This window comes from Microbacterium sp. P2_F9 (genome assembly GCF_056403635.1).
This window is the reverse complement of sequence record NZ_JBFUFC010000120.1, coordinates 1-11,741: the sequence shown is the minus strand read 5'-3', so window position 1 is coordinate 11,741 and position 11,741 is coordinate 1. Positions and strand designations below refer to the sequence as shown.

The 11,741-nt window shown below is 68.6% G+C and carries 13 protein-coding genes; 8 read left to right on the top strand and 5 right to left on the bottom strand.

Going from position 1 to position 11,741, the window contains the following annotated elements:
• Positions 1-637: SDR family oxidoreductase (locus tag AC1DVT_RS13020; RefSeq protein WP_477389489.1), on the top strand; the 637-nt coding region annotated here is incomplete at its 5' end.
• 9 nt (positions 638-646) lie between these two features.
• Here the strand turns inward: AC1DVT_RS13020 and AC1DVT_RS13015 are convergent.
• Positions 647-1,435 carry an IclR family transcriptional regulator gene (locus tag AC1DVT_RS13015; RefSeq protein ID WP_477389488.1) on the bottom strand — a complete coding sequence of 263 codons (789 nt, stop codon included), beginning with the start codon at positions 1,433-1,435 and terminating at the stop codon, positions 647-649.
• 114 nt (positions 1,436-1,549) lie between these two features.
• Between AC1DVT_RS13015 and AC1DVT_RS13010 the strand changes: the two genes are divergently transcribed.
• From AC1DVT_RS13010 to AC1DVT_RS13000, 3 genes are read left to right on the top strand one after another with little or no spacing between them, the layout of a single operon-like run.
• Positions 1,550-2,344: a CoA transferase subunit A gene (locus AC1DVT_RS13010; protein WP_477389487.1), complete on the top strand. Its 795-nt coding sequence runs from the start codon at positions 1,550-1,552 to the stop codon at positions 2,342-2,344.
• 1 nt (position 2,345) lies between these two features.
• Complete coding sequence (locus AC1DVT_RS13005) at positions 2,346-3,014, top strand: 3-oxoacid CoA-transferase subunit B (protein WP_477389486.1); 669 nt, start codon at positions 2,346-2,348, stop codon at positions 3,012-3,014.
• Positions 3,011-4,195, top strand: coding sequence for an acetyl-CoA C-acetyltransferase (locus AC1DVT_RS13000; RefSeq protein WP_477389484.1), 1,185 nt, complete (start codon positions 3,011-3,013; stop codon positions 4,193-4,195). The genes AC1DVT_RS13005 and AC1DVT_RS13000 overlap by 4 nt, the downstream gene beginning before the upstream one ends.
• 31 nt (positions 4,196-4,226) lie before the next feature.
• Here the strand turns inward: AC1DVT_RS13000 and AC1DVT_RS12995 are convergent, their stop codons facing one another.
• From AC1DVT_RS12995 to AC1DVT_RS12980, 4 genes are all read right to left on the bottom strand, one after another.
• On the bottom strand, positions 4,227-4,886 hold the full coding sequence (locus AC1DVT_RS12995; protein WP_457098789.1) for a methionine ABC transporter permease: 660 nt from the start codon (positions 4,884-4,886) through the stop codon (positions 4,227-4,229).
• Positions 4,879-5,916 carry a methionine ABC transporter ATP-binding protein gene (locus AC1DVT_RS12990; RefSeq protein ID WP_477389482.1) on the bottom strand — a complete coding sequence of 346 codons (1,038 nt, stop codon included), beginning with the start codon at positions 5,914-5,916 and terminating at the stop codon, positions 4,879-4,881. The genes AC1DVT_RS12995 and AC1DVT_RS12990 overlap by 8 nt, the downstream gene beginning before the upstream one ends.
• 68 nt (positions 5,917-5,984) lie before the next feature.
• Entirely contained in the window at positions 5,985-6,881 is an 897-nt protein-coding gene (locus AC1DVT_RS12985) for a MetQ/NlpA family ABC transporter substrate-binding protein (protein ID WP_477389480.1), read from the bottom strand.
• Between the two features lie 185 nt (positions 6,882-7,066).
• Positions 7,067-7,333: a hypothetical protein gene (locus AC1DVT_RS12980; protein WP_477389478.1), complete on the bottom strand. Its 267-nt coding sequence runs from the start codon at positions 7,331-7,333 to the stop codon at positions 7,067-7,069.
• Between the two features lie 90 nt (positions 7,334-7,423).
• Here AC1DVT_RS12980 and AC1DVT_RS12975 point away from each other — a divergent pair, with 90 nt between their 5' ends.
• The 4 genes from AC1DVT_RS12975 to AC1DVT_RS12960 all read left to right on the top strand — a co-directional run.
• Positions 7,424-8,845: an alpha,alpha-trehalose-phosphate synthase (UDP-forming) gene (locus tag AC1DVT_RS12975; protein WP_477389476.1), complete on the top strand. Its 1,422-nt coding sequence runs from the start codon at positions 7,424-7,426 to the stop codon at positions 8,843-8,845.
• Positions 8,842-9,633, top strand: a complete 792-nt coding sequence (otsB, locus tag AC1DVT_RS12970; protein ID WP_477389474.1) for a trehalose-phosphatase — start codon at positions 8,842-8,844, stop codon at positions 9,631-9,633. The genes AC1DVT_RS12975 and otsB overlap by 4 nt, the downstream gene beginning before the upstream one ends.
• A 9-nt stretch (positions 9,634-9,642) precedes the next feature.
• The gene (gene ilvD, locus AC1DVT_RS12965; RefSeq protein WP_457098783.1) at positions 9,643-11,364 is read left to right on the top strand and encodes a dihydroxy-acid dehydratase; all 1,722 of its coding nucleotides are present in this window, start codon (positions 9,643-9,645) and stop codon (positions 11,362-11,364) included.
• 47 nt (positions 11,365-11,411) lie between these two features.
• On the top strand, positions 11,412-11,741 hold a 330-nt coding region (locus AC1DVT_RS12960; protein WP_477389472.1), incomplete at its 3' end, for a thiamine pyrophosphate-binding protein.

Sequence of the window (11,741 nt, the reverse complement as noted above, 5' to 3'; positions counted from 1 at the left end):
CCTGAACGCGGATGCCGCGGCGGAGGCGGCATCCGCTGTCTCCGGTGAATCGTGGGTGATCGACCTGGCCGACACCGCGGCACTGGACGATCTGTCGCTCGACATCGACATCCTCGTGAACAACGCGGGCATCCAGCGGGTGAGCCCGATCGTCGATTTCGACCCCGACGCGTTCCGGCTCATCCAGCGACTCATGGTTGAGTCGCCGTTCCTGCTGATCCGCGCGGTGCTGCCTGCGATGTACGCGAAAGGCTGGGGACGCATCGTCAACATATCGAGCGTGCATGGACTGCGCGCGAGCGCGTTCAAGTCCGCGTATGTGACCGCGAAGCACGGGCTCGAAGGGCTTTCGAAGGTGACGGCCCTCGAAGGTGCGCCACACGGGGTGACGAGCAACTGCATCAGCCCCTCGTATGTGCGCACCCCGCTCGTCGAGCAGCAGATCGCCGATCAGGCAAGGGTGCACGGCATTCCCGAAAGCGAGGTCGTCGAGAAGGTCATGCTGACGGAGACCGGGATCAAGCGGCTCGTCGAGCCCGAAGAGGTCGCCTCGCTCGCGGGCTGGCTGGTTTCGGATGCCGCCGGGATGGTCACCGGCTCGTCCTATGCGATGGACGGCGGCTGGACCGCGCGGTGAGCCTGCCGATCAGCGGCCGGAGGCGGCGATCCGGGTGGTGAGCTGGTGCGCGTGGGCGAGGAGCGTGCGCCCGAGCTCCGGCAGCCGGTCCGGCCCGAACCGGAACTGCACCCCGGTCAGGCTGAGCGCCCACTGCGGGTGGCCCTCACGCGTGAACGCCGCCGCCCCGATGCCGTAGCTGCCCTCGACGATCAGTCCCGGGTTCACGGCGTAACCGCGCGCCTGCGTCTCCTTGAGGCGTGCGCGCAGCCGCGGCTCGCCGTGGGCCGCGCCCCAGCGCTGCGGGAGTTCCGGGTGGCGCTCGAGATAGGCGTCCACATCGTGGGGTGGCAGGAACGCGAGGATGGCGAGCCCGGCCGAGGCGACGCCGAGCGGAAAGCGCACCCCTTCGGACAGGACGAACGACCGGATCGGGAAGCTGCCCTCTTCCCGCAGCAGACAGACGGTCTCGTCTCCGCGCCGCACCGACAGGAACGCGCTCTCCTCGGTCCGCACGGCAAGCGACCGGACGATGTCGCGGGCGATCGAGGTGATGTCGTAGCGGGATGCCGCAACCGTGCCCATCAGGTACAGCTCGGGCCCCGGCATCCATCGTCCCGTCCGCTCGTCCTGATCGACGAGCCCCTCGTGACGGAGGGCGCTCAGGAGGCGATGCGCGGTGGGCCTGGTGAGGTCGGCACGGCGGGCGAGTTCGGCCACCGCGAGGCCGTCATCGCCGGCCGCCGTGACCAGGCGGAGCAGGCTGGCTGCACGGGCGACCGACTGCGTGCCAGGGATAGAACGCTGCGAGGTGTCCACGATATGGACACTACGACGGGTCGGCTCCACATCGCAATCAGTGGCGTGACATCGCGCACGGGGGAGCGCAGTGTTGAGGCGAAACACGCCGCCAGCGTGAACGAAGGAGTGCACGTGATCGACAAGACCTACGCGTCGGCTGCCGAGGCGGTCGCCGACATCGGCGACGGAGCGTCGCTCGCCGTCGGAGGGTTCGGCCTCTCCGGCAACCCCATCGCCCTGATCGAGGCGCTGCTCGCGCAGGGCACGCGCGACCTCAGCATCGTCAGCAACAACTGCGGGGTCGACGACTGGGGCCTCGGGGTTCTCTTGAACGCGAAGCGGATCCGCAAGATGACCTCCTCGTACGTCGGCGAGAACAAGGAGTTCGAACGGCAGTTCCTCTCCGGCGAGCTCGAACTCGAGCTGACGCCGCAGGGGACCCTCGCCGAGAAGCTGCGGGCGGGCGGCTCCGGCATCGCCGCCTTCTTCACGCAGACCGGCGTGGGCACCCAGGTGGCCGAGGGCGGCCTTCCGCGCGTCTACGACGGCAACGGCGGCGTCGCCGTTGCCTCGCCGGTCAAGGAGGTGCGCACGTTCGATGGGCCGAACGGACCGAAGGAGTTCGTGCTCGAGGAGGCGATCCAGACCGACTTCTCGCTCGTGCACGCCGCCAAAGGCGACCGTTACGGCAACCTCGTGTTCAACAAGTCCGCGCGCAACTTCAACCCGCTCGCGGCGATGGCCGGGCGGGTTTGCATCGCGCAGGTGGAGGAGCTCGTCGAGCCGGGGGATCTCGACCCGGATGCGATCCACCTGCCGGGCATCTACGTGCACCGGATCATCGAGGTCGGCACCGACATCGAAAAGCGCATCGAGCGTCGCACGATCGCGCTTCGACAGGCTCAGGGACCAGAAGGAGAGAACTGACATGGCCCTCACCCGCCACGAAATGGCCGCCCGCGCTGCGGCCGAGCTCGCCGACGGCTCGTACGTCAACCTCGGCATCGGCATCCCGACGCTCGTCCCCAGCAATCTGCCGCCGGGCATCACGGTGATCCTGCAGTCCGAGAACGGCATTCTCGGCGTCGGGCCTTACCCCGCCGAGGAGAACGTCGACCCCGACCTGATCAACGCGGGCAAGGAGACGGTCACCGTGCTCCCCGGCGCCGCGTTCTTCGATTCGTCCACGAGCTTCGGGATGATCCGCGGCGGAAAGATCGACGCCGCCATCCTCGGGGCGATGCAGGTGTCGGCCGCCGGCGACATCGCGAACTGGATGATCCCGGGAAAGATGGTCAAGGGACCGGGCGGCGCCATGGACCTCGTGCACGGGGCAGGCAAGGTCATCGTGCTCATGGAGCACGTCGCCAGGGACGGCACCGCGAAGATCGTCCAGGAGTGCTCGCTCCCGCTCACCGGCAAGGGCGTGGTCGACCGGATCATCACCGACCTCGCGGTCATCGATGTCACGCCCGAGGGGCTCGTCCTCATCGAGACCGCACCGGGGGTCACGGTCGACGAGGTCGTCGCCGCGACCGAACCGGAGCTCATCCTGTCGGAGCACCTCCGCTCCGTCGAACTTAAGGTGGAAGCATGAACCACGACGACGTCGTCATCGTCGCCGCTGCGCGCACTCCGCAGGGGCGACTCAAGGGGCAGCTCGCACCGCTCACCGCGGTGCAGCTCGGCAGCGCCGCGATCCGCGGAGCGCTCGAGCGGGGCGGTATTCCGGCGGGAGCGGTGGATGCCGTGATCGTCGGACAGGTTCTGCCCGCGGGTGCGGGCCAGAACCCTGCCAGGCAGGCCTCGATCGGAGCCGGAATCGGCTGGGACGTGCCGGCTTCGTCGGTCAACAAGGTGTGCCTGTCCGGGCTCACCGCGATCATCGACGCGGCCCGCATGATCGACGCGGGCGATGCCCGTGTCGTGGTCGCGGCGGGCATGGAGTCGATGACCCGCGCCCCGCACCTGCTCGTGGGCTCGAGGGACGGCTGGACGTACGGATCCGTCGAGGTGCTCGACCACATGGCGTACGACGGACTCACCGACGCCTACGACCGCGAGAGCATGGGCGCCTCCACGGAACGCCACAACGCCCGGTTCGAACTGACCCGCGAAGACCAGGACGGTGTCGCCGCGCGCTCGCACCAGCGCGCCGCCAAGGCCTGGGATGAGGGCGTCTTCGACGCTGAGATCGTGCCGGTGGAGATTCCGCAGCGCAAGGGCGCGCCGGTCGTCGTCAACCACGACGAGGGCATCCGACCGGACACCACCGTCGACAGTCTCGGCGGGCTGCGTCCGGCATTCGCGGAAGGCGGCACGATCACCGCCGGCAACTCGTCGCAGATCTCCGACGGGGCATCCGCGGTCGTGCTGACCACGCGCGCCCACGCCGCCGAGAACGGCTGGGATGTGCTCGCGGTGGTCGGCGCGAGCGGCCAGACGGCCGGCCCCGACAACTCGCTGCAGGCTCAGCCGGCGCGCGCGATCGAACGTGCGTGTCAGAAGCAGGGCATCACCGCCGCCGACCTCGACCTGGTCGAGATCAACGAGGCGTTCGGTGCGGTCGTCGCCCGCTCGCAGCGCGAACTCGGCCTCGGCGATGACATCGTCAACATCCACGGCGGCGGCATCGCGATCGGCCACCCGATCGGCGCCTCCGGCAACCGGCTCGTCGTGCACGCCGTGCACGAGCTCGTCCGGCGCGGCAGTGGCACGGCCGCTGTCGCCCTGTGCGGCGGTGGCGGTCAGGGCGAAGCGCTGATCCTCACGCGCTGAGACGGATCGGGCTCGGCTGAGATGTCTCGTCTCAGCGGCGGAGCACCTTGCGTGCGAGCGTGTTTCCGAGGAGCTGTACGCCCTGCACGATCACGATGATGATCAGCACGGCCGACCACGTCACGGCGGGGTTGAACTGCTTGAACCCGTACACGATCGCGAATTCACCGAGGCCGCCCGCGGCGACCGCGCCCGCGATCGCCGTCATGTCTACGAGCGCCACCACGATGAACGTGTACCCGAGGATGAGCGGGCCGAGCGCTTCGCGGGGGACGAGCCGGAGGAGGATCCGCGAACGGCTCGCTCCCGCGGCGCGCGCCGCTTCGATGATGCCGGGGCGCACAGTGAGCAGGTTCTGCTCGACGATGCGGCTGATCGCGAACATCGACGCGAGCGTGATCGCGAAGATGCCGAACTCCGGCCCGATACCCGGGATGCCGAGGCTGCGGGCGAGCGGCTGGACCGCGGCCAGGAGGATCACGAACGGGATCGGCCGGAAGAAGTTGACGACGACGTTCAGCACTCCGAACACCACGGGCTGCGGGAAGAGACTGCTGGCCCGCGTGGCGTAGAGGGCGATGCCGAGCAGGAGTCCGGCGGTGCCGCCGAACACGAGGGCGAGCGAGACGACGTAGAGCGTCTCGAAGGTTGCCGCCCACAGTTCCGGCAGCAGGTCGATGAGCCTATCCACGGGTGTCCTCCTCGATCAGCGGGGCGAAGGTCGAGGCCCGTTCGATGGCGCGCTGCACGGCGTCCGCCTCTCCGTCGAGTGACAGAGTGAGGTGACCGAACACGCGGCCGCGGATGTCGTTGATCCCACCGTGGATCAGCTGGAACCGCACTCCCTCGGCGGCCAGCGCCTCGAACACGTCGGCCTGCGTGACGTCGCCTTCGCGGATCGTGAAGGTGACGATGCGACCCGGATGCCGCGCCCTGAGGGTCTRCAGCTGGTCGCCGACCGGCACGTCGTCGATGATGCTCGCCACGAACCGCTTCGTCGCGGCGCTGCGCGGCGCCGAGAGCACGTCGAACACCCCACCGCTCTCGATGATGCGGCCGTTCTCCATCACCACGACGCGGTCCGCGAGGGTCCGGATCACATCCATCTCGTGCGTGATGACGAGGATCGTGATGCCCAGCTCCCGGTTGACCCGCCGCAGCAGTTCGAGGACCTCCTGCGTGGTGTCTGGGTCCAGCGCGCTGGTGGCCTCGTCGGCCAGGAGGATCCGCGGGCTGGTGGCCAGAGCCCGGGCGATGCCGACGCGCTGCTTCTGCCCGCCCGACAGCTGTTCGGGATAGCTCTTGGCCTTGCCGCCGAGGCCGACGAAGTCGAGCAGCTCTGCGACCCGCGTCTTGATCTCGGCGCGCGGACGTCCGGCGACTTCGAGCGGGTACGCGACGTTGCCGGCGACCGTGCGCGATTCGAAGAGGTTGAACTGCTGGAAGATCATGCCGATGTTCCTGCGCAGTTCGCGGAGTTCCCGCTCGCGGAGCTTCGTGATGTCGCGGCCATCGATCTCGACAGAGCCGGAACTGGGCGTTTCGAGCGCGTTCACGAGGCGCAGCACCGTGCTCTTGCCTGCGCCGGAGTAGCCGATGATTCCGCAGATCTGGCCCGCTTCGATCGCCAGCGTGACGTTGTCGACCGCGACCACCGGCTCGGCATCCTTCGACGTCGCGGGGTATGCCTTCGAGACATCGGTGAGTCGGATGAGCGTCATGGGCGGCTCCTTGAACGAGAACATGCGTGTGCGGCCCGTTCGCGAGAACGGGCCGCACACGCAGCGGACTACTTCTTGGCGTGGATGTCGTCTTCCACGTCGGTGAGGGACTTCACCAGGTCAGCGACCGGGGTCTTCACGATGACGGCGGTGCCGCCGGATGCCTCGACAACGCCATCCAGGATCTCCTGCGAGTTCTGGAAGATCTCGACGAGCTTCAGGTACGTCGGGTTGTCGGCATCCTCGGCCTTGACGGCGAAGATGTTGATGTACGGCACCGCGTTCGGGTCGGACGGGTCGTCCTGGGCGATCGCGTCGTCAGCCGTGAGGCCGGCGTCCTCGAGGAAGTCGTTGTTGACGATCGCCGCGGCCACATCGGGCAGCGAGGTCGCCGTGAACGCGGCATCCAGCGCCTCGACCTTGACCTTCGAGTTCGCCTCGTCGATGTCGGCGACGGTCGAGAAGATCGAGCCGCCGTCCTCGAGCTCGATGAGCCCCGCCGACTGCAGCACGAGCAGGCCGCGGGCCTGGTTGCTCTCGTCGTTGGGCACCGCGACGGTCGAACCCTCGGGGATGTCCTCCACCGAGTCGAACTGAGTCGAGTACAGGCCGAGCGGGTAGATCGCGGTCGAGCCGAGCGGCTGCAGGTCGTCGTCGCTGGCCACGTTGTAGGTCGCGAGGTAGATGACGTGCTGGAACTGGTTGAGGTCGAGCTCGTCCGCCGACAGGGCCGGGTTGGGCTGCGTGTACTCGGTGAAGTTCACGAGCTCGACCTCGATGTCCTCGGCGGCGGCCGCCTCGGTGAAGGTCTCCCAATAGGGGTCGCCCGAGTTCACGACGCCGATACGCACGGGGCCGGTCTCTTCACCCGAGGAGGCGGCGTCGCCGGAGCCGGCGCAGCCGGCCATGACGAGTGYCAGCGKCAGGGCGAGGGCGGCAGCGGTCAGAAGTCTCTTACGGGGCATTGCGTCTCCAGGTGCGTCTCGGTGCATCGTTTCAGCACCGCGACGGCGGACTTACGACCGCCATGGCGGGTGACACGCACCCGCGTCGCCTCATCGCGGTGCCCCGTCGACCCTAAGGACGAGCGACCCGGGTCGCGAAACACGCCCGTAACAATCTGACACCCGCCGGGTGTCGAGCGTCCGGATCAGCGCCGCGCGATGCGCTTCTGCCGCTTCGCGACGAGCTTGAGCTCCTGGCCCGCGTACGGCGAATCGTGGGACACCTTGTGGCCCGTCTCGGCGTTGCGGAGGTCGACGACCGCGCCGACCGCGAGCACCGCCGTGATGACCCAGCCCACCCAGGCGAGCGCCACCCGCCAGGTGAACGGCGCGTCACCGCGCAGAGCCCGCAGGAGCGGGAGGGCACCAGTGATGACGCCGAGGATGCCCGTTCCGAAGAGATACCTGCCCATGCGCCCCACGCTACCCCGGGACCTGCCCCACCGCACAGACGGACACCCGCTGTTAGCCTGGGGGCCTGTGCACGGAACTGGAGCTGATACGTGACCCTGGCTGATCTCGTCGTCGTCGCGAACCGGCTGCCCGTCGACCATGTCGCTGACGGAGAGGGCCCGGATGCGTGGCGCCGCTCGCCCGGCGGACTGGTCACTGCGCTCGAACCGGTGATGCGGCGTGCAGATGGCGCCTGGGTCGGGTGGCCCGGCGTGCCCGACACGGAGTTCGAGCCATTCGAGTTCGAAGGCACCACGCTCGTACCCGTGTCGCTGAGCTCGGAAGAGGTCGAGCTCTACTACGAGGGCTTCTCGAACGACACGATCTGGCCGCTGTACCACGATGTGATCGCGGCCCCCCGCTACCGCCGGGTCTGGTGGGACGCATACGTCCGCGTCAACCGACGATTCGCGAACGACGCCGCTGCGGTCGCCGCCGAGGGCGCGACCGTCTGGGTGCAGGACTACCAGCTGCAGCTCGTCCCGCGCATGCTTCGCGAAGCACGTCCCGACCTGACCATCGGCTACTTCCACCACATCCCGTTCCCGGCATACGGACTCTTCTCGCAGCTGCCGTGGCGCCGGCAGGTGCTCGAGGGACTCCTCGGCGCCGACGTGATCGGCTTCCAGCGGGTCGCAGACGCGAGCAACTTCGCCCGAGCCGTGCGGCGCCAATTGCGCTACGAGACAAAGGCCTCCGGCATCCGCGTCCCCCAGGGAGACGGGTCGGTGCGCCTCGCGCTCGCGAAGGCGTTCCCCATCTCGATCGACACGGCGTCGTACTCCGAGCTCGCCGCGCGCCCCGATATCCGGGCCCGCGCCGCGGAGATCCGGGAGAGTCTCGGCAATCCGAAGCGGATCCTCCTCGGGGTCGACCGGCTCGACTACACCAAGGGCATACAGCACCGACTCAAGGCATACGGTGAGCTGATCGCCGACGGACACTTGAACGTCGAGGATGTCACGCTCGTGCAGGTCGCGAGTCCCAGCCGCGAACACGTCGAGGCGTATGTGCAGCTGCGCGACGAGATCGAGCTGATGGTCTCGCGGATCAACGGCGACTTCGACACGATGGGCCATACCGCCATCCGCTATCTGCATCAGGCCTACCCGCGCGAGGAGATGGTCGCCCTCTTCCTCGCCGCGGACGTCATGCTCGTCACCGCGCTCCGGGACGGCATGAACCTCGTCGCCAAGGAGTACGTCGCGAGCCGCAACGACAACCGCGGAGTGCTGCTGCTCAGCGAGTTCGCCGGCGCTGCCGACGAACTGGGCAGCTCGCTGCGCATCAACCCGCACGACATCGAGGGGCTCAAGGACGCGATCATGCGCGCCGTCACCATGCCCCCCGGCGAGCAGGGCCGGCGCATGAGGGCGATGCGCCGCAAGGTCGTCGAGAACGACGTCGACGCCTGGTCGCGCTCGTTCCTGTCCGCCCTCGCGACACCCAGGCACGCCGGAGGAGAGTCATGACCACCAGCCCGACCGATCTCGATGCCGCGCTGCGCCGTGTCGCGGCATCCGATCCGCTCCTGGTCGCCGTCGACTTCGACGGGACGCTGGCGCCGTTCGCCGACGAGCCGATGGACGCGCGGATGATCCCCGCCGCGCGCGAGGCCCTCGACGCACTGCTGGCTGCACCGCGCACCGTCGTCGCACTCGTCTCGGGACGCTGCATGAGCGACCTGCGGCTCATCGCCGAACATGACGACGACTCCCACCTGCTGCTGGCAGGGTCCCACGGTGCGGAGTTCTGGGTGCCCGGCGAGGGCCTGATCGAGCCTGCGGACGCCGCAGATGAGAGCGCGCTGCGCGACCTGCTGCGCACCCACGCCGAGACCGCGACGAGCGACCTCGAGGGGGTGTGGATCGAGCCCAAGACGTTCGGCTTCGGCGTCCACACCCGCAGATCGGATGCCGCGACCGCCGATGAGGCGAACACCAGGATCGACGCCCTCATCGCCGCCGAGGCACCGCACTGGCGGAGGCGATCGGGTCACAACATCATCGAGTACGCCTTTCGTCACGAGGGCAAGGATTCCGCGGTCGCCGCACTGAAGGAGCGGACGGGAGCGACCGTCGCGCTGTTCGCCGGCGACGACGTCACTGACGAGGATGCCCTCCGCAGCCTCGGGCCGGACGACCTCGGCGTGCACGTCGGCGCCGCGCCGACGGCGGCATCGGTGATCGTCCCCGACATCCCGGCGATGGCCGCGCTGCTCGGCCGCCTTGCGGCCATGCGGACGGCGCCGCAGGAATAGACTTTCGGGATGCCCCAGCACTCTGAGCGCCCCTCCAATGACGTGATCGACATCAAGCCACGGAGCCGGGTCGTCACTGACGGCATCGAGGCCACGACCTCGCGCGGAATGCTCCGCGCGGTCGGCATGGGCGACGAGGACTGGGTCAAGCCGCAGATCGGCATCGCCTCGAGCTGGAACGAGATCACCCCCTGCAACCTGAGCCTCGACCGGCTCGCCCAGGGTGCGAAAGAAGGCGTGCACGCCGGCGGCGGCTACCCGCTGCAGTTCGGCACGATCTCGGTCTCGGACGGCATCTCGATGGGGCACGAGGGCATGCACTTCTCGCTCGTGAGCCGCGAGGTCATCGCCGACTCGGTCGAGACCGTCGTGATGGCGGAGCGCCTGGACGGCACGGTGCTGCTCGCGGGGTGTGACAAGTCGATCCCCGGCATGCTGATGGCTTCGGCCCGCCTCGATCTGTCCAGCGTGTTCCTGTACGCCGGCTCGATCGCACCGGGCTGGGTGAAGCTCAGCGACGGCACCGAGAAGGACGTCACGATCATCGACTCGTTCGAGGCCGTGGGCGCGTGCCTCGCGGGCAAGATGAGCGAAGCCGACCTCAAGCGCATCGAATGCGCGATCGCCCCGGGCGAGGGTGCGTGCGGCGGCATGTACACCGCCAACACGATGGCCTCCGTCGCCGAGGCGCTCGGTCTCAGCCTGCCCGGCTCGGCCGCACCGCCGTCGGCGGACCGCCGCCGCGACTACTTCGCGCACCGCTCCGGCGAGGCCGTCGTCAACCTGCTGCGCCTGGGCATCACGACCCGCGACATCCTCACCAAGGAGGCGTTCGAGAACGCGATCGCCCTCGCGATGGCGCTCGGCGGCTCGACCAACGTCGTCCTGCACCTCCTCGCCATCGCCAACGAGGCCGAGGTCGAACTCAACCTGCACGACTTCAACCGCATCGGCGACAAGGTGCCGCACGTCGCGGACATGAAGCCCTTCGGCAAGTACGTCATGAACGACGTCGATCGCCACGGCGGCATCCCGGTCATCATGAAGGCGATGCTCGACGAGGGCCTGCTGCACGGCGACGCGCTCACCGTCACGGGCAAGACCCTCGCCGAGAACCTCGCGGACCTGAATCCCGACCCGATCGACGGCACCGTCATCCACACCTTCGACAACCCCATCCACGCCACCGGCGGCATCACCGTGCTGCACGGCTCGATGGCGCCCGAAGGCGCCGTGGTGAAGTCGGCCGGCTTCGACGCCAACGTCTTCGAAGGCCCCGCGCGGGTGTTCGAGCGCGAGCGCGGCGCGATGGACGCACTCGAGGCCGGTCAGATCGAGGCGGGCGACGTGATCGTCATCCGCTACGAAGGCCCGAAGGGCGGACCGGGCATGCGCGAGATGCTCGCGATCACTGCCGCCATCAAGGGCGCGGGCCTCGGCAAAGATGTACTACTCTTGACGGACGGTCGATTCTCAGGCGGCACAACCGGACTGTGCATCGGCCACATAGCACCCGAAGCGGTGGACGCAGGTCCCATCGCCTTCGTGCGCGATGGTGATCTGATACGGGTCGATATCGCGGCTCGCACTCTCGACCTACTCGTCGATGAGGCTGAGCTTGTCTCCCGCCGCTCTGGCTGGGAGCCGCTTCCCCCGCGCTATACCCGTGGCGTTCTGGCCAAATACTCCAAGCTCGTGCACTCCGCCGCAGAAGGCGCCGTCACCGGCTAGAGAAGGCCCCCGACAACCCATTCGCTCGTCAGACGAGGATCCCCATCATGCCCGCCGAAGCAGCCTCGGCCGTTCCCCGGCCTCCCGCCCGCACCGCGTCCGCGCCCGTGCTCACGGGGGCCCAGGCGGTCGTCCGTTCCCTTGAACTGCTCGGCGTCACCGACGTCTTCGGTCTGCCGGGTGGCGCCATCCTGCCCGTCTACGATCCGCTGATGGACAGCACCGAGCTGCGCCACATCCTGGTGCGGCACGAGCAGGGGGCAGGTCACGCAGCCGAAGGCTACGCGTCCGCCTCGAACAAGATCGGCGTGGCGATCGCGACCTCCGGCCCCGGAGCCACGAACCTCGTCACGGCGATCGCCGACGCCTACATGGAC

What these genes read in the sequence shown, in the direction of transcription:
- AC1DVT_RS12980 (WP_477389478.1), bottom strand. Translation starts at nt 7,333, where the DNA reads ATGGGCAGGTATCTCTTCGGAACGGGCATCCTCGGCGTCATCACTGGT.
- ilvD (WP_457098783.1), top strand. Translation starts at nt 9,643, where the DNA reads ATGCCCCAGCACTCTGAGCGCCCCTCCAATGACGTGATCGACATCAAG.
- otsB (WP_477389474.1), top strand. Translation starts at nt 8,842, where the DNA reads ATGACCACCAGCCCGACCGATCTCGATGCCGCGCTGCGCCGTGTCGCG.
- AC1DVT_RS13000 (WP_477389484.1), top strand. Translation starts at nt 3,011, where the DNA reads ATGAACCACGACGACGTCGTCATCGTCGCCGCTGCGCGCACTCCGCAG.
- AC1DVT_RS13005 (WP_477389486.1), top strand. Translation starts at nt 2,346, where the DNA reads ATGGCCCTCACCCGCCACGAAATGGCCGCCCGCGCTGCGGCCGAGCTC.